This window comes from Pseudomonas sp. PDM20 (assembly GCF_014852575.3).
In the GTDB taxonomy this organism is placed as follows: domain Bacteria; phylum Pseudomonadota; class Gammaproteobacteria; order Pseudomonadales; family Pseudomonadaceae; genus Pseudomonas.
Genome location: NZ_CM181224.1, coordinates 5,415,531 through 5,434,548, shown reverse-complemented (window position 1 = coordinate 5,434,548; position 19,018 = coordinate 5,415,531). Strand labels below are relative to the sequence as shown.

20 protein-coding genes are annotated in these 19,018 nt (G+C 66.6%); 14 read left to right on the top strand and 6 right to left on the bottom strand.

All coding sequences use genetic code 11. The features are described from left to right. The first annotated feature begins 2 nt into the window (after nt 1–2). From IB261_RS25025 to IB261_RS25010, 4 genes are all read left to right on the top strand, one after another. Entirely contained in the window at nt 3–842 is an 840-nt protein-coding gene (locus IB261_RS25025; RefSeq protein WP_151188296.1) for a kinetochore Spc7 family protein, read from the top strand. A 191-nt stretch (nt 843–1,033) separates the two neighbouring features. Then, on the top strand, nt 1,034–1,261 hold the full coding sequence (gene feoA / locus IB261_RS25020) for a ferrous iron transporter A (RefSeq protein WP_192380928.1): 228 nt from the start codon (nt 1,034–1,036) through the stop codon (nt 1,259–1,261). 6 nt (nt 1,262–1,267) lie between these two features. Beyond that, entirely contained in the window at nt 1,268–3,562 is a 2,295-nt protein-coding gene (feoB, locus tag IB261_RS25015; protein WP_192380929.1) for a Fe(2+) transporter permease subunit FeoB, read from the top strand. Then, nucleotides 3,562–3,831, top strand: a complete 270-nt coding sequence (locus tag IB261_RS25010; RefSeq protein WP_081516365.1) for a FeoC-like transcriptional regulator — start codon at nt 3,562–3,564, stop codon at nt 3,829–3,831. The genes feoB and IB261_RS25010 overlap by 1 nt, the downstream gene beginning before the upstream one ends. Before the next feature lie 202 nt (nt 3,832–4,033). Here the strand turns inward: IB261_RS25010 and IB261_RS25005 are convergent, their stop codons facing one another. Genes IB261_RS25005 through IB261_RS24995 form a run of 3 tightly spaced genes read right to left on the bottom strand, consistent with a single transcriptional unit; the run spans nt 4,034 to nt 6,654 of the window. After that, nucleotides 4,034–5,083, bottom strand: coding sequence for an alkene reductase (locus IB261_RS25005; RefSeq protein WP_192380930.1), 1,050 nt, complete (start codon nt 5,081–5,083; stop codon nt 4,034–4,036). Nucleotides 5,084–5,113: 30 nt separating this feature from the next. After that, nucleotides 5,114–6,277 (bottom strand): MFS transporter, encoded by a 1,164-nt coding sequence (locus IB261_RS25000; RefSeq protein WP_192380931.1) that lies wholly within the window; start codon nt 6,275–6,277, stop codon nt 5,114–5,116. A 47-nt stretch (nt 6,278–6,324) separates the two neighbouring features. Next, nucleotides 6,325–6,654 (bottom strand): ArsR/SmtB family transcription factor, encoded by a 330-nt coding sequence (locus tag IB261_RS24995; RefSeq protein ID WP_138215930.1) that lies wholly within the window; start codon nt 6,652–6,654, stop codon nt 6,325–6,327. Nucleotides 6,655–6,783: 129 nt separating this feature from the next. On the opposite strand from IB261_RS24995, the gene IB261_RS24990 reads away from it, so the two are divergent. Together IB261_RS24990 and IB261_RS24985 are read left to right on the top strand one after the other, a co-directional pair. Further along, the gene (locus IB261_RS24990; RefSeq protein WP_192381432.1) at nt 6,784–7,377 is read left to right on the top strand and encodes an acyl carrier protein phosphodiesterase; all 594 of its coding nucleotides are present in this window, start codon (nt 6,784–6,786) and stop codon (nt 7,375–7,377) included. A 78-nt stretch (nt 7,378–7,455) separates the two neighbouring features. Then, a complete protein-coding gene (locus IB261_RS24985) occupies nt 7,456–8,313 on the top strand; it encodes a universal stress protein (protein ID WP_263866181.1) in 858 nt (285 codons plus the stop codon). 161 nt (nt 8,314–8,474) lie between these two features. On the opposite strand, the gene IB261_RS24980 is transcribed toward IB261_RS24985, so the two are convergent. Both IB261_RS24980 and olsB read right to left on the bottom strand, forming a co-directional pair. Further along, the gene (locus IB261_RS24980; RefSeq protein WP_151188292.1) at nt 8,475–9,242 is read right to left on the bottom strand and encodes a lysophospholipid acyltransferase family protein; all 768 of its coding nucleotides are present in this window, start codon (nt 9,240–9,242) and stop codon (nt 8,475–8,477) included. Continuing rightward, nucleotides 9,242–9,997, bottom strand: a complete 756-nt coding sequence (gene olsB, locus IB261_RS24975) for an L-ornithine N(alpha)-acyltransferase (protein WP_192380932.1) — start codon at nt 9,995–9,997, stop codon at nt 9,242–9,244. The genes IB261_RS24980 and olsB overlap by 1 nt, the downstream gene beginning before the upstream one ends. A gap of 148 nt (nt 9,998–10,145) precedes the next feature. Here olsB and IB261_RS24970 point away from each other — a divergent pair, with 148 nt between their 5' ends. From IB261_RS24970 to IB261_RS24950, 5 genes are all read left to right on the top strand, one after another. Next, nucleotides 10,146–11,042: an acyl-CoA dehydrogenase middle domain-containing protein gene (locus IB261_RS24970; RefSeq protein WP_192380933.1), complete on the top strand. Its 897-nt coding sequence runs from the start codon at nt 10,146–10,148 to the stop codon at nt 11,040–11,042. Between the two features lie 105 nt (nt 11,043–11,147). Beyond that, a complete protein-coding gene (locus IB261_RS24965; RefSeq protein ID WP_192223876.1) occupies nt 11,148–11,933 on the top strand; it encodes an oxygen-binding di-iron domain-containing protein in 786 nt (261 codons plus the stop codon). A gap of 132 nt (nt 11,934–12,065) precedes the next feature. Continuing rightward, on the top strand, nt 12,066–13,193 hold the full coding sequence (locus IB261_RS24960; protein WP_192380934.1) for a serine hydrolase domain-containing protein: 1,128 nt from the start codon (nt 12,066–12,068) through the stop codon (nt 13,191–13,193). Next, complete coding sequence (locus IB261_RS24955) at nt 13,190–13,537, top strand: amidase (RefSeq protein WP_081516354.1); 348 nt, start codon at nt 13,190–13,192, stop codon at nt 13,535–13,537. The genes IB261_RS24960 and IB261_RS24955 overlap by 4 nt, the downstream gene beginning before the upstream one ends. Before the next feature lie 43 nt (nt 13,538–13,580). Further along, a complete protein-coding gene (locus tag IB261_RS24950) occupies nt 13,581–14,180 on the top strand; it encodes a YceI family protein (protein WP_081516353.1) in 600 nt (199 codons plus the stop codon). A gap of 389 nt (nt 14,181–14,569) precedes the next feature. Here the strand turns inward: IB261_RS24950 and IB261_RS24945 are convergent, their stop codons facing one another. Next, nucleotides 14,570–16,069, bottom strand: coding sequence for an MFS transporter (locus tag IB261_RS24945; RefSeq protein ID WP_192380935.1), 1,500 nt, complete (start codon nt 16,067–16,069; stop codon nt 14,570–14,572). Between the two features lie 109 nt (nt 16,070–16,178). Here IB261_RS24945 and IB261_RS24940 point away from each other — a divergent pair, with 109 nt between their 5' ends. The 3 genes from IB261_RS24940 (at nt 16,179) to IB261_RS24930 (ending at nt 18,926) form a co-directional block, all read left to right on the top strand. Beyond that, nucleotides 16,179–17,084: a LysR family transcriptional regulator gene (locus IB261_RS24940; RefSeq protein ID WP_192380936.1), complete on the top strand. Its 906-nt coding sequence runs from the start codon at nt 16,179–16,181 to the stop codon at nt 17,082–17,084. A 112-nt stretch (nt 17,085–17,196) separates the two neighbouring features. Further along, the gene (locus IB261_RS24935; RefSeq protein ID WP_081516350.1) at nt 17,197–17,772 is read left to right on the top strand and encodes a YceI family protein; all 576 of its coding nucleotides are present in this window, start codon (nt 17,197–17,199) and stop codon (nt 17,770–17,772) included. Then, complete coding sequence (locus IB261_RS24930; protein ID WP_081516349.1) at nt 17,769–18,926, top strand: phospholipase D-like domain-containing protein; 1,158 nt, start codon at nt 17,769–17,771, stop codon at nt 18,924–18,926. Before IB261_RS24935 ends, IB261_RS24930 begins: the two co-directional genes overlap by 4 nt. Nucleotides 18,927–19,018: the final 92 nt, after the last annotated feature.

Genomic DNA, 19,018 nt, shown 5'->3' with positions numbered 1-19,018 from the left:
CCATGCGTAACGACACGTTCGACGAATTCGATGATGTGCCCCACCTTTCCACCGACGCCGCCGACCGCGACGAGTTCGGTCATCACCCGCGCCGCGTGGTCGAGCCCAACGGTCGCCCCGTGCCCCAGGCGGTGAAACGCGGTGGCGGTACCGGTGCGCTGTGGGCGCTGGTCGCGGCCATGGCCATCGCCCTGGCCGGCGTGGGCTGGTGGAGCCATCAGCAACTGCTGCTGATGGAACAGCAACTGATCGCCACCCAGGAAAGCTTCGCCAAGATCAGCGAGGAAGCCGCCGGTCGCCTGGACGACATCCGCGGCAAGTTCGTCGCCAACGAATCCAACGGCATGACCGACCGCGAGGCGCTGAAGCTGCAGGTCAAGCAGCTGCAGGGCCGCCTGGCCGAGCAGGCCAAGGCGCAGCAGACGTCCCTGTCGGAATTCGACGGCGCCCAGGGCAAGCGCCTGGCGCAGGTCAGCGCCGACCTCAAGGCCCAGCAGGAAAGCGCCGCGCTGCTGATGCAGCAGCTCGACGTCAAGCTCAAGTCCATCACTGATGAACAGGCCAAGTTCAAGAACGTGCAGGCTGATCTGACCGCCGCCAACCAGCAGATCCAGGCGCTGAACACCGAGATCGCCAACCTGAAGAAGCAGGGCAATCAGAGCCAGGCGATCAAGAGCCTTCAGGACGACCTGATGCTGCTGCGCGCCGAGGTCGATGGCCGTCAGGGCCAGGCCAGCAGCGATACCAAGGAGTTCGACGTGTTCCGCATCCAGGTCATGCGCAACATCAACACCCTGCAGCAGCAGATGCAGAACCTCCAGCAGCAGATCAGCACCCGCTGATTGTCCTGCCGAAGAAAAGCCCCCGCACCGACAGGTCCGGGGGCTTTTTTCTGGCCATCCCTCTTTGGGGGTAGTAACGGCAATTCTTGTCTTGAATCAGTTTCAGGGCCGGCTTCGAGGCGAATAATCGCTAACAAATGAGAGTCATTCCGATTCTCTCCTTGTTCGATCATTCGCCCCGGAGGCTCCCCATGCACGATCTTCAAGCGCAACGCCGGTACCGCATCGCCGGCTACCGGCCCGGGATCGGCGCCGCCTTCCGCCAGCGACTGTTCTCCATGGGCCTGCTGCCCGGCGCTGAATTGCAGGTGCGCCGCGTAGCGCCGCTGGGCGATCCGGTGCAGGTGGATACCCGCCAGTGCAGCCTGGTGCTGCGCCGCCGCGACCTGGCGTTCCTCCAGCTAGAAGTGCAGGACTGAGCCGCCATGACTGAGCTGCGCATCGGCCTGATCGGCAACCCCAACGCGGGCAAGACCACCCTGTTCAACCAGCTCACCGGCTCGCGCCAGCGCGTTGGCAACTGGGCTGGCGTCACCGTGGAGCGCAAGGAAGGCAGCTTCCGCACCGCGCGCCACAGCGTGCGCCTGGTGGATCTGCCCGGTACCTATTCGCTGACCACATTGTCGACCCAGGCCTCGCTGGACGAGCAGATCGCCCGGCGCTGCATTGTCGATGGCGAAGTCGACGTGCTGGTCAACGTGGTGGACGCCACCAACCTGGAACGCAACCTCTACCTCACTGTTCAGCTGCGCGAGATGGGCCTGCCCTGCGTGGTGGCGCTGAACATGCTCGACATCGCCCGCACCCAGGGCCTGAACATCGACCGCGAGGCGCTGGCGCAGGCACTGGGTTGCCCGGTGGTGCCGCTGGTGTCGACCCGTGGCGAAGGCATCGACGCACTGAAGGACGCCATCGATGGCGTGACGGCACAGCCGCCGCTGCACGTGCCGTATCCCGCCGCGCTGCGCAACGCCGTCACCCAGCTGCTGCCCGCTGACGCACCGCCGACCCAGGCCTGGATGGCCCTGCTGGCGCTGGAAGGCGACCTGCACAGCGCCCGCCAGCTCAAGCTCGACCCGGCGAGCCTGCTGGCCGCCCGCGACGCGATCCGCTGTGCCTGCGGCGAAGACCCGGAACTGCTGCTGGTGGATGCGCGCTACCGGCTGATCGGCGAACTCTGCGAGCGCGCCAGCAACCACCGCCAGGCCGCGCCGCATCGCCTGACCCAATTGCTGGATAGCGTCGCGCTGAACCGCTGGCTGGGTATCCCGGTGTTCCTCCTCGTCATGTACCTGATGTTCTTCTTCGCGATTACCCTGGGCGGTGCGCTGCAGCCGATCTTCGACCAGGGCTCCTCGGCACTCTTCATCGACGGCATCCAGTGGCTGGGTGCGCGGACGGGTGCGCCGGACTGGCTGACCGCGCTGCTGGCCCAGGGCCTGGGCGGCGGCATCAACGCGGTGCTGCCGCTGATTCCGCAGATCGGCCTGATGTACCTGTTTCTCGCCCTGCTTGAAGACTCCGGCTACATGGCCCGCGCGGCCTTCGTCATGGACCGCCTGATGCAGGCCCTCGGCCTGCCGGGTAAGTCCTTCGTGCCGCTGATCGTCGGTTTCGGCTGCAACGTGCCGTCGATCATGGGCACCCGCACCCTGGACAACCCGCGCGAGCGCCTGATGACTTCGATGATGGCGCCGTTCATGTCCTGCGGTGCGCGGCTGGCGATCTTCGCCGTGTTCGCCGCGGCTTTCTTCGGCCAGAACGGCGCGCTGGCGATCTTCTCGCTGTACCTGCTGGGCATAGTCGTCGCGGTGCTCACCGGCCTGCTGCTCAAGCACACGCTGATGCGCGGCGAGGCCTCGCCCTTCGTCATGGAACTGCCGCTGTACCACGTGCCGCACCTGCGCAGCCTGCTGCTGCAGACCTGGATGCGCCTGCGTGCCTTCGTGGTCCGCGCGGGGACGGTGATCATCCTGGTCAGCCTGGTGATCGGCGGCCTCAACAGCGTCACCCTCGACGGCCGCCCGGTGCAAGGCGACATCGCCGACTCGGCGCTGGCCAGCCTCAGCCACAAGGTCACCCCGCTGCTCAAACCCATGGGCGTACACGAGGACAACTGGCAGGCCACGGTTGGCCTGGTCACCGGCGCATTGGCCAAGGAAGTGGTGGTCGGCACGTTGAACACCCTGTACACCGCCGAACACATCCAAGGCGAAGCCTTCGATGCCGACGGCTACGACCTCTGGGGCCAGCTGAAACAGGCCGGCGCGGATACCCTGGATGGCCTGCGCGACTCGTTCAGCCTCAGCGTGCTGGCCAACCCGGTGGCCGCGAGCATGGCCGACGGCGAGATGGAGGAGGGCTCCATGGGCACGTTCGCCGCCAAGTTCGGCAGCCCGTTGGCCGCTTACAGCTACCTGGTATTCGTGCTGCTCTACGTACCCTGCGTGGCGACCCTCGGCGCGCTGACCCGCGAGAGCGGTCGCGGCTGGATGACCTTTGCGGTGTTCTGGGGCCTCAACGTCGCCTACTCGCTGGCGACCCTCTGCTACCAGGTCTTCAGCTTCGCCCAGCATCCGCAGTACAGCGCGGTGGCCATCGGCCTGGTGCTGGCGTTCAACCTGGTGCTGTTCCTGATCCTGCGCTGGATCGGCCGGCGTGGTCTTGAGCTGGAGGGCGAGCGTGACCTGCGCCCGGCCCCGGCGGGGAGTTGCCACTGATGGCCACGGCAATCGCGGTGCGCAACCTGCTCGGCGAGATGGGCGAGGCGGACGTGCCGACCCTGGCCCAGCGCCTCGGTGCCTCGAAGGCTTTACTCGAGGCATTGCTGGAGCGACTGCTGGCGATGGGCGTGGTGGAAAAGATCGCCCCCGAGCCGGCCGCCTGCGGGAGTTGCAAGGGCTGCGCGGAGGCAACGCGGTGTTCGACGACGGGGTATCGGTTGGCTGGTCGCAACGAGGCCACGCCCCTGCGCTGGATTACCACCTGAACCCGGCTCGTAGGATGGGTGGAGCCTAAGCGATACCCATGCTGTCGGTGCCACGGATCGAAGGGTATCGCTGCGCTCCACGCCATCCTACAGGTACCGGTAACTCTGGGTGCCCATTGCAGGAGCGGCTGCGAATATTAGGACAACAAAAAAGGGCGCCTTCGCATGAAGGCGCCCTTTTCATTGGCGCAGGAACCCGCCGTTACAGGCGCGGGTAGTCCAGGTAGCCGACCGGGCCCTTGCCGTAGAAGGTTTCCGGGTGCGGCTCGTTCCAGGCGGCGCCTTTTTCCAGGCGGGTCACCAGGTCCGGGTTGGCGATGAACGGGATGCCGAAGGCCACAGCGTCGGCCTTGCCGCTTGCCAGCCACTCGTTGGCGCTGTCCTTGGTGAAGCGCTCGTTGGCGATGTATACGCCACCGAAGATCTCCTTCAGTTTCGGGCCGATGCTGTCGTCGCCGGCCTTCTCGCGGGTGCAGATGAACGCCACGCCGCGCTTGCCCAGCTCGCGGGCTACGTAGCCGAAGGTGGCCAGCGGATCGGCGTCGCCCATGTCGTGGGAGTCCATGCGCGGAGCCAGGTGCACGCCGACGCGGCCGGCACCCCAGACGCCGATCACGGCATCGGTGACTTCCAGCAGCAGGCGGGCACGGTTCTCCACCGAGCCGCCGTACTGGTCGGTGCGCTGGTTGGTGCTGCTCTGCAGGAACTGGTCGAGCAGGTAGCCGTTGGCGCCGTGGACTTCCACGCCATCGAAACCGGCAGCCTTGGCGTTCTTGGCACCGACGCGGTAGGCCTCGACGATGTCGGCGATCTCTTCGGTTTCCAGGGCGCGCGGGGTGACGAACTCCTTGATCGGGCGCACCAGGCTGACGTGGCCGGCCGGCTTGAGGGCGCTCGGCGCTACCGGCAGTTCACCGTTCAGGTACAGCGGGTCGGAGACGCGGCCCACGTGCCACAGCTGCAGCATGATGCGACCGCCGTTGGCGTGTACGGCCTTGGTGATGTTGGTCCAGCCGCGGACCTGGTCGTCGGACCAGATGCCGGGGGTGTCCGGGTAGCCCACGCCCATCGGGGTCACCGAGGTGGCCTCGCTGAGGATCAGGCCGGCGTCGGCGCGCTGGACGTAGTACTCGGCCATCAGTGCGTTGGGCACGCGGCCTTCGTCGGCGCGGCAGCGGGTCAGCGGGGCCATGACGATGCGGTTGGGCAGTTCCAGGTCACCGATGAGGATGGGGTCGAAAAGCGTGGTCATTGCGTTACTCCGGGGCGTGAGGGTGGAGGATCAGTCGAGGACGGGTTGGGTCTGGTTGGGCTTGCCGCTGAAGGCGATCATCACCGCGATCAGCGCGAGTACGGAGAGCACGGCGCCGGCCAGGGGCACGCGGGTCAGGCCCAGGCCGTGGTCGATGACGCTGCCGCCGACCCAGGCGCCGATGGCGTTGCCGACGTTGAAGGCGCCGATGTTCAGGGTGGCGACGAGGTTCGGTGCGGCGCCGCCGACGCGCACCACGTTGACCTGCAGGGCGGGCACCGCGGCGAAGGCGGCGGCGGCCCAGATGAACAGGGTGATCTCGGCCGGGATCAGCGAGGCGCTGGTCCAGCTCAGGACGGTGGAAACCACTGCCATGGTGGCGAACACGCCGGCCAGGGTGGTGCCCAGGCGCCAGTCGGCGAGGCGGCCGCCGAGGATGTTGCCCAGGGTCAGGCCGAGGCCGATCAGCACCAGGCTCCAGGTGATGCCGCGCGGCGAGACCTGGGTGACTTCGCCCAGCAGCGGCGCGACGTAGGTGAACAGCGCGAAGACGGCAGCGGAGAACAGAACGGTGGTGCCCAGCGCCAGCCACAGCGGGCCGTTGCGCAGCGCGGCGACTTCCTTGCGCATGTCCACCGCTTCTTCATCGTGTTTCTTCGGCAGCACGCTCCACAGGCCGATCAGCGCGAACACCCCGATCAGGGTCACCGCCCAGAAGGGCGAGCGCCAGCCGGCGATCTGGCCCAGCGCGGTGCCAGCCGGTACGCCGAGCACGTTGGCCAGGGTCAGGCCGGTGAACATCAGGGCCACGGCGGACGCCTTGCGGTTGGCCGGCACCAGGCTGGCGGCGACCACCGAAGCGATGCCGAAGAAGGCGCCGTGACACAGGGCGGTGATGATCCGCGCCAGCATCAGCAGGCCGTAGCTGGCGGCCACCGCGCAGAGCAGGTTGCCGAGGATGAAGATGCCCATGAGCATCAGCAGCGCGGTCTTGCGCGGCAGACGGGCGGTGAGCAGGGCCATGATCGGCGCGCCGATGGCGACGCTGAAGGCGTAGCCGCTGACCAGCCAGCCGGCGGCGGGAATGGTCACCGAGAGGTCGCCCGCAACCTCGGGCAGCAGGCCCATGATCACGAATTCCGTGGTGCCGATGGCAAACGCGGACAAAGCGAGGACGAGAAGCGAAGTGGGCATTTGCCTGCTCCTGGAGAGTGGGATTGTCTTGGCTGGCAGTAGCCGGGTTACAGCGCTTCGCTCAGGTGGCGAACAAAGGCCTGGATGGTTTCCTCATTACGTTTGAAGAAATTCCACTGGCCGACTTTTCGACTGGTCACCAGGCCCGCGCGCTGGAGGGTGGCCAGATGCGCGGAAACGGTGGATTGCGACAGACCGGTGCGCTGGTCGAACTTGCCGGCGCAGACGCCGATCTCGAAGGATTGGTGCTCCTGCTCGACGAAGAACTGCTCAGGGTCCTTGAGCCAGTGCAGCATGTCGCGCCGCACCGGGTGGGCCAGGGCCTTGAAGATTTCTTCGAGGTCGATGTCAGGATCGAGATGGGTTTGTTCAGTCATGGGGCACATCGGTATATCGCGTTGGGACGAACTATATATCGGTCAAAAGCGATATGAATTCGTTTGGGGCGATAGTAATGATCGACACCCGTGATAGTAGCCGCTGACCACCCGCGCTACTCTCTGCCCATGAACTACCTCGCGCACCTTCATCTGGGCGGCGACCGACCCGCCCAACTGCTCGGCAGCCTCTATGGCGACTTCGTCAAGGGACCGCTGGCCGGCCAGTGGCCCGCCGAGATCGAGGCAGGCATCCGCCTGCACCGGCGCATCGACGCCTTCACCGACAGTCACGCCTTGATACACAGTGCCAAGACGCGCTTCCCCAGCGAGCGTCGGCGCATGGCCGGCGTACTTCTGGACGTGTTCTTCGACCATTGCCTGGCCCGCGACTGGGGGCGTTTCTCCGGCGAGCCGCTGGAGCACTTCACCCAACGGGTCTACGGTGTACTGGGCCGCACGCCCGGCCTGCCGGAGCGTCTGGCGCGCATTGCACCGCGCATGGCCGCGCAGGACTGGCTGGGCAGCTATCGGGAGTTCGAGGTGCTGAAGGACGTGGTCGCCGGGATGTCCCGGCGGCTGTCCAGGCCGTCCCTGCTGGATGGCGCCTGGGATGAACTGGATCGCCTGTACGAGCCATTGAGCAGCGATTTTCGTGAGTTCTATCCCCAATTGCAGACCTTCGTCAGAAATCTGCCGAATACGATGGACGGTCCGGCCTGACTTGATATGCGTCAACCGCCCGACGGCCCATAGCGTGTGCAATAGACACATCTGAAGGACGACGAGAGGAGCAGCATGATGAAGTCGTTAATGGTCGCAACGGATCTGTCCGGCCGTTCCGAAAAGGCTTTGCACCGTGCGGCAGCGCTGGCCAAGCGCTACGCCTGTCCCTGGACCGTGCTCTACGTAGTCGATGAAGACCAGCCTTCGGCGCTGGTCGAGCAGGAAGTCACCCAGGTGCGCCTGATGCTTGAAGCGCGGCTGGTGGAGCTCACCGAGCTGGGCGGCTCATGCCCGAAACTGCTGGTGGAACGTGGTGATCCGAATCAGCAGATCCTCGCCGCGGCGAAGCAGCAGGACTGCGAGATGCTGGTGATGGGTGCGCACCGCAAGAGCGTGCTGCGCGACATCTTCGTCGGCACCACGGTCGAGCGAGTGCTGCGCGCCGGGCAACTGCCGGTGCTGGTGGTCAACCAGCCGGCCGGCGGCCAGTACCGCGACCTGCTGATCGCCCTCGATACTTCGCCGGCCTCGGCTCACGCAGTGGAAGTGGCCGATGAGCTGGGCTTGCTTGAAGGCGCCGTGCGCCGGGGCGTCTACGCCTTCAGCCCGCTGGCCAAGGGCATGATGCAGTACTCCGGAGTGAGCGAGGAGCGCATCGACGAATTCGTCGGCAGCGAATCCCGCCAGGCGGTGGACGAGCTGAAGAAGTTCCTCCACGAGCGCCATCTGGAAGAACGCATCGACGAACAACTGGTGGCCGTCGGGCTGCCGGGCAACGTGTTGCAGCGGATGGTCGACAAGCATCGGCCCGATCTGCTGGTCATGGGTACTCGGGGTATGGGTGGGATCAAGCGTGCCCTGATCGGCAGTGTTGCCGACTACGCTCTGCGCGAACTGGATTGTGACATCCTGGTCGTGCCGCCGGAGGCTTGAGCCTCCGGCGCCTGGAGACTGTTTTCAGGTTGCGTCGGGTGGCTCGAGGGTGCCGCCCGGCGCAGTTTGAAAGCCGTTTCGTCAGAGTGGGAACCCGTCGGCCGTAGGTTACGGCGGGCTCCAAACCCACTTCGTCTTTCCTGTCGCTTTCCTGGCAGGCCTCAGGCCGCGATGGCCGATTCTTCCTGAACCTCACACACCACTGCCTGAATCGCGGCGTGCGCCTGCTTCGCCAGCAGGTTGCGGTCCTGGTGGGCGCTGGACAGCGCCGGCAGCAGGTGAATCTCCACGACGCCCCGATCATGGTCGAACAGGCGCTTCAGGTGGCTGACCAGATCGTCGTCACCGATGAAGGGCGCCAGTTCGCACGCCTGGTCGTTGCGGCGGTAGCGCAGCGCTACCGGCTGCACCGGCACGCCGGCTTCGATGGCGCTGGCCATCAGGCGGCCGTGGAAGGTGCGCAGGCCCGTGCCGTCGGTGGTGGTGCCTTCGGGGAAGACCAGCAGCGAACGGCCGCGCGACAGGTGCGTGGCCAACTGCGCATTGATCATCCGTGCATCGCCCGAGCCACGGCGAATGAACAGCGTGCCGGCCTTCTCCGCCAGCCAGCCGGCCAGCGGCCACTGGCGCACTTCGGCCTTGGACAGGAAGGTCAGCGGCAGCAACCCGCCCAGCAGCGGGATATCGACCCACGACACATGGTTGGAGACCCACAGCATCGGCTGCCGTGGCAGCTCGCCGTGAACCTGCAATTGGAAGGGCAGGGCACCGGACAGGCGCGCCAGGAACCAGCGCGTCAGGCGCTGGCGCAGGGGCATGCGGTCTCCGGGCAGGCGCTCCAGCAGGCTGACGAAGCTGGCCAGCGCGAGGCCCACCAGCAGCAATGACAGCAGGCGGGCGACGCGCAGCCAGGCGCGCAGGCTGCGCATCAGACCGCGGCCTTGAAGTGACGGGCGTAGCGCGGGCAGAGCTCGTCGCGCTTGAGCAGGATGAACACGTCGGCAACGCCGAAGTCCGGGTCCCAGCAGGGCTCGCCGCAGATCTTCGCGCCCAGGCGCATGTAGGCCTTGAGTAGCGGCGGCAGTTCGGCGGTGAGGTTGTCCGGCACGTCCATCGGCGGCAGCGGGGTCTTCGGTTCGGCGCGCAGGTTCTGCTGGCACAGGTAGCGGTCGCGCAGGCGTTGCATGACCGCGCGGGCCTGGATGCCGCCGTCGCGCATGGGAATGCTGGCGCAGCCCATCAGGTAGCGGTAGCCGCCTTCGTTGAGCACTTCGGCCAGTTCGCTCCAGAGCACGGCGATGGTGCCGCCGTTGCGGTAGTTCGGGTCGACGCAGGTACGGCCGATTTCCAGCACCGGGCCCTGCAGGTTGTCCAGGCCGTCGAGGGCGAATTCCTCTTCGCTGTAGAAGCGGCCCAGGCGCTGCGCGGCGCGGTGGTCGAGCAGGCGGGTGGTGGCCACCAGCGCGCCAGTGTTGAGGTCGCGCACGCCGATGTGGGCGCAGTGACGGTCGTAGTCGTCCATGTCCAGCCCCAGGTCCGCGCCCTTGAGCTGGGCATCGAACTCGCTGCTGAACACGCGGTAACGCAGGGCCTGGGCTTCGCGCAGGGCGCGGGCGCCGCGCAGACGCACGGCCTTGAGACGGCGCTGTGCCGGGGTGTCACAGGAGAGGGCGATCTGACTCATGCGAGTGCCTCCGTGAACCGGCCATGCGGGTTGCGGCCGGTCGGCTTTGTTGTGCAAGCTCAGGCTAGGAATGACCGGTGTCACGCCCATGACGGTGCGGTGATGCTTGTATGACAAGAACAACGACCTCGAAGGAAGGAGCGCCGCGATGCCCTGGAAATGCCTGCTCGGCCCGCAGGACCGGTTACCGTCCGGCCTGGCCCTGGACGACTGGTACGCCGAATTGCTCTCCCGCGCAGAGTGCGCCGGCAGCTTCGAACTGGCGGTGCTCGGCGGTCGTCTGGCGACTTCGCCAGGGCTGGCTTTTCTCGCTGGCTACCAGGCGGCGCTGCGCGCACTCTGGCCGGCTGCCCCGCGCAGCCTCGGCGCGCTGTGCGTGACCGAGAAGAAGAGCGTGCGCCCCGCCGACCTGCAGACCCGCCTCGAGGGCCTGGTGCTGCACGGTCGCAAGGACTTCGCCACCGCAGCCGACAGCGCCGCCTGGTGGCTGGTCGCCGCGCGTGACGAGGAGGAGGGCGAGCCGCCGCGCATCGCCATGACCGTGGTGCAGGCCGGCGCCCCTGGCGCGAAGCTCGAAGCGCTGCCGGCCCTGCCGCTGATGCCCGACATCCCCCACGCCCGCCTGCTGCTCGATGGCGCCCATTGCGAGCGCCTGCCCGGCGATGGCTGGGAGGCCTACAGCAAACCTTTCCGTACCCTGGAAGACACCCATGTGCTGGCCGCGGTCTGCGCCTGGCTCTATGGCCTGGCCGTGGAACACCAATGGCCGGCGGAGCTGAGCCTGCGCCTGACCGGCGTACTCGCCGGTTGCGCCGAAGTCAGCCGGCAGCCCGCCTCGCAGCCGGAAACCCACCTGCTGCTGGCCGGCGTGTTCAGCCAGTTCGAAAGCCTCGCTTCGGCACTGGATGCCGCATTTGCCTCAGGCGCTGCGGAGCAGGCTGCGGTGTGGAAGCGGGACAAGGGCGTGCTGGCCATCGCCGGCTCCGCACGGGCCAAACGCCTGGAGAAAGCGAGGGTGGCAATAGGCCTTGACCCACGTCAGTGAGGGCTTGGGGAGGGGACGTTAGCCTTACAGAAGTTTCTGAGATACCTAGAAATTTCCGTAGGGCTACCCACTGTTTTCCCTCCCACTGCTTTAGGAAATCCCCTCATGCGACGCGAACCCATCGTGCTGTTCGACGACGGTAAACACCAATGCCTGTGTTTCGACGATCTGGTCAGCGGCGACGGTGTGCAATCCAACCAGTTCCTCATCGTCGATCACGACAAGCGCCTGCTGCTCGATCCGGGCGGCGACCTGACCTACACCCCGTTGTCGCTGGAACTCTCCAAGCTGTTCCCGCTGCAGGACCTGGACTACATCTTCGCCTCGCACCAGGACCCGGACATCATCGCCGCGCTGGACAAGTGGCTGCTGCACACCCGCGCCAAGGTCATCTGCTCGAAACTCTGGGCACGCTTCCTGCCGCACCTCACGGCCAGCTACCTGGCGGTCAGCCATGGCATCTCCACCTATGACCGCGTGATCCCGCTGCCGGACCGTGGCGAATCGGTGCAGCTGGGCCGCTGCCAGCTGAAGATGATCCCCGCGCACTTCCTCCACTCGGTGGGCAACTTCCAGGTCTACGACCCGATCAGCAAGATCCTCTTCTCCGGCGACATGGGCGCATCCCTGGTGGACGACGCCAGCCCGGTACAGGACTTCGCGGCCCACGTGCCGCACATGGAAGGATTCCACCGCCGCTACATGGCCTCGAACAAGGTCGGCCGGCTGTGGGCCAACATGGTTCGCGGCCTGGACATCGAGATGATCGTCCCGCAGCACGGCCGGCCCTTCGTGGGCAAACCGATGATCACGGCATTCCTCGACTGGATCGCCGACCTGCAATGCGGCATGGACCTCATGGGGCCGGACGACTACCAGGTTCCGCGCTAGCGCGCTCGTGCTGTAACAAGCACAGCGCTGACCGATTGCGCCAATCGTCCTTGATTACGGCACGATCGGCGCTTAATCCGTCATCTTCACCGTGCTAGGGTGCGGGCCGACCTGATAACAAGAGGCCCGCCGATGCCCTTTGCCCCCTTCCGCCCAGCGCTGCGCGCGCTGGCGCTGGCCACCTGCCTGCTGAGCAGCCACGCCCACGGTAGCGAAACCTGGCCCGAGGCCGACTGGCCCCACGGTGCCACGCCCAGCGGCACCGCCGTGCAGGCGTTCGAAAACTACACCTTCCCCACACGCGACGACGGCACCCGCAAGGGCGTGCGCACTGACGCCGTGGTCGTCATTCGCGATGGCAAACTGATCTACGAGCGCTACGCCGGCCCGACACGCGCCGAGACTCCGCACCTCGCCTGGTCGATGAGCAAGAGCGTGATGGCCAGCGTCCTCGGCGTGGCCTTCGGCGAGGGGAAATTCCAGCTCGACGACCCGGTCGCCAAGTATTACCCGGCCTTCGCCGAGCACCCCGACATCAAGATGCGCGACCTGCTGCACTGGGCCTCGGGCCTGGCCTGGCAGGAAGAGTACGAATACGCGCCGGTACGCTCCTCGGTGGTGGCGATGCTCTACACCCGTGGCCGCGACGACATGGCGAAGTTCACCGCCGGCTTCCCCGCGGATGCCGAGCCGGGCAAGCGCTTCCGTTACTCCAGCGGCGACAGCAACGTGCTCTCCGCCACGCTCAAGCAGATGGTCGGCAAGGACTACGCCAACTACCCCTGGACCGCGCTGTTCGAGCCGCTGGGCATCCAGTCCGCGGTCTGGGAGCGTGACGCCAGCGGCACCTTCGTCGGTTCGTCCTACGCCTACATGACCGCCCGCGACCTGGCGCGCATCGGCCTGCTGATGGAGCGCGACGGGCGCTGGAAGGATCGCCAGTTGCTGCCACAGGACTGGCTGAAATTCGTCCTCGCGCCATTCCCCGAGTACCAGCCCGATCCGAAGAAGCCCAATGAGGCGGTGCCCGGCGGCCAGTGGTGGCTCAACCGCCCGGTGGCCGGTGCGCCCGCGCCCTGGCCGGATGCGCCCGAGGACACCTTCGCCGCCCTCGGCCACTGGGGCCAGGCGCTGTACGTGATTCCCGAACAGAAGCTGGTGATCGTTCGCTACGCCGACGACCGCGACGGCAGCTACCAGCACGACACCTTCCTCAAGCTTGCCCAGGCGGCCTTCGCCCACGGGGAGGTGCAGCCATGATCCGCCGCCATCCGATCCTCACCGCCCTGGTCCTTCTGTTGCTCGCGTTGGTGACCACGGCCTGGCAGAACCGCATCCATCTCGCCGCCTTCCCCGGCATCATCGGCGCCTATACCGCCAAGGAGTACTGCTCCTGCCGCTACGTTATGGGGAACTCGGCGGACTATTGCCGGGCCTATACCAAACAGTACGTGCCGACCAGCGCCTTCCTCGACGACGAAGCGCGCAAGCGGGTGACCGCCCGCGGCCTGGGCAGTACGCAGACAGCCGCCTGGCTCAGTGCGCGCGAGGGATGCCAACTGATGCCCCAGGCGGACGATTTGCCCGAATCGGGCAGCCACTGACGGGCGCGCTCCACGGAGCGGGGCGACCCGCTTCGGAGGATCAATGCATTCTTTTGTAACAGGAGCTGTATGCGCGTTGCTGGTGCTGGCCAGCCCCCTGGCCCTGGCCGAATGGCAACTGGACGGCGACACCTCGCGGATCAGCTTCGTCTCGGTCAAGCGCGGCAAGATGGCAGAAGTGCAGCGTTTCGACCGCCTCTCCGGGCAGATCGACGACAAGGGCGCGGTGCGTGTGGTGGTGCCGCTGGAGTCCATCGACAGCGGCCTGGCACTGCGCGACGAGCGTATGCGCAATGCCTTCTTCGAGATCGAGCGCTTCCCTGAGGCGATCGTCAGCAGCCAGCTGGACCTCAGCCGTTACGAGGACCTGCAGGTCGGCCAGTCGCGCCAGGAAACCGTGGATTTCAACCTCGACCTGCACGGCCAGCAGCGCCGGCTCAAGTCCGAGGTGCTGGTCAGTCGTCCCAGCGAGAGCCGCATCGAAGTGACGACCATGGAGCCGCTGGTGCTCAAGCTGATCGACTTCGACCTGGAAGAGAAGCTGGAGCCGCTCAAGGAAGTCGCCAACGTCCCTTCGATTACCCCTGAGGTGCCGGTGTTTGCGGTGCTGGGGTTCAGTCAGGTGATCAAGCAGGCGCCGTGATGGGGCGTATTACGGTGTCGTTTCCCAGTAAGAGCGTCTGTGCTCTTGTGAAGCATCCGTGCCTGTCTGTGCCCTCACCCCAACCCTCTCCCATGGGGAGAGGGGGCAGATCGTGCCGGCTGACACCGTGGTTTCGTCCTGCACCGAACGGTACCCTCTCCCGCTTGCGGGAGAGGGTTAGGGTGAGGGGCCTTTGACCTTGTAGGAGCGAGCTTGCTCGCGAACCGCACGGAACAACCTCAATCGCGAAAACAGCCAGCCTTAAGCTCGCACCGCAACCGCCGGCACATCGGGCTGGAAGCGAAAGCCAGAGCCCACGCTGCAACTGGAAGCGCCGATGATCACGAAGGTGAGCAGCAGGATGGTTTTCATGGTGATGCTCCTGTCATTCAGGATTGGACAGCCTCCAGTCTAGGCCGCGCCGCCCGATGCGCGCCGAAGGTCAGGAAACTCCCCGCCGCGAACAGCCAGGCAGCGATCCCTCCGTAGCCGAGCACCCAGCCGAATCCCTGCACCAGTGCCGCACGGGCGCCGTCCGGATCGTCCGCACCCAGCCGGCCGCTGGCGATGCTGGCCGCCAGTTGCAGCTTCTCGCCACTCTCTACGTCGTGCAGGGCTGCGGCGACGCCGGAAAGCAGGATCAGCCCCATCACCGCGATATTGATCGCCAGGGAGATCATCCGCGCGCTCATGTCGATGCCTGAGGCCATGCCGGCGCGGGTGGCGGGCACGGCGGCGGTGGAGGTGTTGGTCACCGTGGTGTTGGTCAGCCCCAGGCCGGTGCCGGCCAGCACGCAGCCGGGCAGCAGGGTCAGCCAGCTGGCATGGTCCACGCTGCTGCCCCAGAGCATCAGGAAGAAGCCGGCGCCAATCACGAACATTCCGCCGGGAATCACCCAGCCGGGGTGGAAGCGATGCGCCAGGCGCTCGGCGATCGGCGGTACCACCAGCGTCGGCAGGGTGTAGGCGAGCAGCGACCAGCCGGCCTTCACGTCGTCGTAGCCGAGCACGCCGTGGTAGTAGACCGGCAGGTAGATCATCAGCGGCCAGAAGCTCACGTTCATCCCAGCCGAGGCAAACATCGCGCCGGAGAATGCGCGGATGCGCAGCACCGCGAAGTCAAACATCGGGTGGGCGACGCGGCGCTCGATCAGGACGAAGGCCGCCAGGCTCGCGAGGCTGAGCAGCAGGATGGCCAGCGCCGCCGGGCTGGCGTAGCCCATGTCGGCGCCCTGGGTGATGTAGAACACCATGCCGAGCACTGCCAGCGACAGCGTGAGCATGCCACCGACATCCAGCCGCTCGGCATCCGGATCGCGCGACTCCACCGCGCCGTATTGCGCCAGCGCCAGGGTGAGCAGGGCGAGCGGCCCGTGGACCAGGAACACCCATTGCCAGCTGGCCAGGGCGACGATGGCGCTGCCGACGATCGGCCCGAAGCCCAGGCCGATGCCGAACACCACACCCCAGGCGGCGAAGGCGCGCACGCGCTCGGCCGGGTCGCTGAACTGACTGGTCAGCACGGCCACCTGGCAGATCAGCATGACCCCGCCGGCGGCGCCCTGCAGGAAGCGCCCGGCGATCATGGTCGGCATGTCGCCCGCCAGCCCGCAGAGCAGCGAGGTCAGGCCGAACAGCGCCAGGCTGATGACGAACAGGCGCTTGCGGCCGAAGCGGTCGGCCAGGGTGCCGGCGGCCATCAGCACGCTGGTGACGGCAATGGTGTAGGCGTTCATCACCCATTGCAGGTCCTGGAAGTCGCCGTGCAGCACGCGCTCCAGGGCCGGCAGGCTGGCCGGCACGCTGGAGATTTCCAGGCCGAACATCATCGAGGACAGGCACACCGCCGCCAGGGCGATGAGGTTTCTTGGGTTGCGGTGGGCAGTCATGGGAGTGGGCTCCATAGGGCGAGCCACCATTGTCGAAAAGAACAGGGTTCCCCATTGGCTCCATTTGGTCCCATCATTGAGTCTTTTCAGGATTCAAAGGGGAAGGGTGATGGATGACCGTCTCGATGGCATCGCTACCTTCGTTCAGGTGGTCGACGCCGGCAGCTTCGCCCTCGCGGCGGAGCGCCTGAGCCTTACTCGTTCGGCGGTGGGCAAGGCCATCGCCCGGCTGGAGGCGCGCCTGGGCGTGCGCCTGCTGCAACGCACCACGCGCAGCCAGAACCTCACCGACGACGGCCAGGTGTTCTACGACAGCTGCGTGCGCGCGCTGGCCGAGCTGGACGCCGCGCATACCGCGCTGGAGGGCGGGCGGATGGAGCCGCGCGGGCGCCTGCGGGTCAGCGTGCCGATCTCCTTCGGCCACCTCTGCGTGGCGCCGCTGATGCTGGCGCTGGCGCGGCAATATCCGTCATTGAAGATCGACCTGTCGTTCACCGATCGCCGCGTCGACCTGGTGGAAGAGGGCATCGACCTGGCCGTGCGCATCGGCCCGCTCAGCGACAGCGCCACACTCGCCGCCCGCAAGCTGGGCGTGCAGTACACCGGCATCGGCGCGGCGCCGTCGTACATCGCCGAACATGGCATGCCCGACCACCTCGACGATCTGGTCGGCCACGCTTCCATCAGCTATTCCGTGGCTGGCGTCACCTCGCCCTGGGACATGCGCGATGACGACGGCTACGCCAGGCGCATCGAGATGGACCCGCAGCTGAGCATGGACGACCTGCAAGCCATCACCGCCGCCGCCGTGGCCGGTTTCGGCCTGGCACGCCTGCCGACCTGGCTGTTGGCGCGGCACGTGAAGCGTGGCGAGCTGGTGGTGGTGAAGGGACGCTGCAGGTTGCCGCCGCTGGAGATCCATGCGGTGTGGCCGAAGACGCGCTACATGCCGTCGAAGATTCGTTGCGCCATCGATGCGCTGGTGGCCGGTGTTCCCGGGTTGCTGGCCGACTGAACCATTGGCGCTCACGCCTGCCCAATGGGCTCGCCGGTCGGCCGGTTTGCAAGCCGACGGCGGGCCGCTATCGTTGGCCGTTGATCCATCCGTTTTCCATGTAAGGGATTCCATGCGCTCGCTGTTCGCCTTTCTCTTCGCGGCCTGCTTCGCCGCTTCTGCCCAGGCTGCCTGGTACCTCGACTACGAGTCCTCGCGGCTGACCTTCGTCACCACCAAGAACGCCGATATCGCCGAGGTGAACCGCTTCCTGGTGATGCACGGCAAGGTGGAGGAGCAGGGCCGGGTGGAACTGCGTATCGAGATGGATTCGCTGAGCACCGGCATCCCGCTGCGCGATGAACGTGTGCGCGATCAGCTGTTCGATACCGAGAAGTTCCCCGAGGCGCGCATCACCTCGACCATCGACCTGCGCCCCATCACCGATCTCGCCAACGGCGTGCAGCTGGAAACGCGCCTGCCGCTGCGCCTGGAGCTGAACGGTCAGGCGAAGGACTACCGCACCGACGTGCTGATCACCCGCCTGGACGAGCATCGCTTCCAGGTGGTGACGCTCTCGCCGCTGGTGATCAACGCCGCTGACTTCGGCCTCGCGCCGGGCGTGGCGCAGCTGCGCAAACTGGCCGGGCTCAAGAGCATCGGCCTGTCGGTGCCGGTGGGCGCCGTGCTGATCTTCGCCTCGCGGTGAGCGGGCCGATCTTCCCCTGGCGGACGGGCAACCGTTTCGCCCTGCTCTGCGATGGCGAGCGCTTTTTCCCGCGCATGTTCCAAGCCATCGACAGCGCCGAGCGGCAGATCGAACTGGAGCTGTACCTGGTGGAAAGCGGCAGCTGCGCCGAGGCGCTGCTGGATCGCCTGTTGGCTGCGCGCTCGCGCGGCGTGAAGGTGCGTTGCCTGTTCGACGCCTTTGGCAGCCTCAAGCTCTCCAGCGCCTGGACGCGCCAACTGCTGGAGGCGGGCGGCGAGCTGCGCCACTACAACCCGCTGAACTGGAAGGCCGGCATTCGCAACCTGTACCGCGATCACCGCAAGCTGTTGCTGGTGGACGAGCGCATCGCCTATGTCGGCGGTACCGGCGCCACCGACGAGTTCTGGTCCGCGCGGGAGAACCGCAGCGACTGGCACGAAGTGATGGTGGAGATGACCGGCCACATCGTCGCCGACTGGCAGCGGCTGTTCGAGCGGCAGTGGAATGCCTGTCTCGGCGTGCGCGCCTGGAAGCCCCGCGAGGAAGTCCTGCTGACCCGCCTGCCGCCGATCCCCAACTACGGCGAAGGCCTGGCGCGGGTCGCCTATGCCGACGCCGGCCAGCACAGGGACATCCTCCAGGCGCTGGTGCGTTCGCTGCGTGGCGCGCACCAGCGTGTGTGGCTGGCGACGCCTTACTTCCTGCCGACCTGGAAAGTCCGCCGCGCCCTGCGCAAGGCCGCCCAGCGCGGTGTCGACGTGCGCCTGCTGCTCACCGGGCGCCTCACCGACCATGCTCCCGTGCGCTACGCGGGTCAGCGCTATTACCCCGGCCTGCTGCGTGCCGGGGTGAAGATCTTCGAATACCAGCCGCGCTTCCTTCATCTGAAGATGGTACTGGTCGATGACTGGGTCAGCGTCGGCTCGTGCAACTTCGATCATTGGAACCTTCGGTTCAATCTGGAGGCCAATGTAGAAGCGTTCGATCCGTCGTTCACCGCGGCGGTGGCCGATTGCCTGGCCGCCGACTTCGCACAGAGCCGCGAGATCGACCTGGGCTTCTGGCGCGCGCGTCCCTGGTGGAAGCGCCTGCGCGAGCGCCTGTGGGGCTCGCTGGACCGACTGGTGGTGAACTTCCTCGATCGCCGCCGCTGATGTCGTCGTGGTTCGTCCAGCTGTCGTTCGCCTACCTGGAAGGAGAGAAGCGTGGAGAACAGACAAAAAAAGGAGCGTTTCATCGGGCTGGA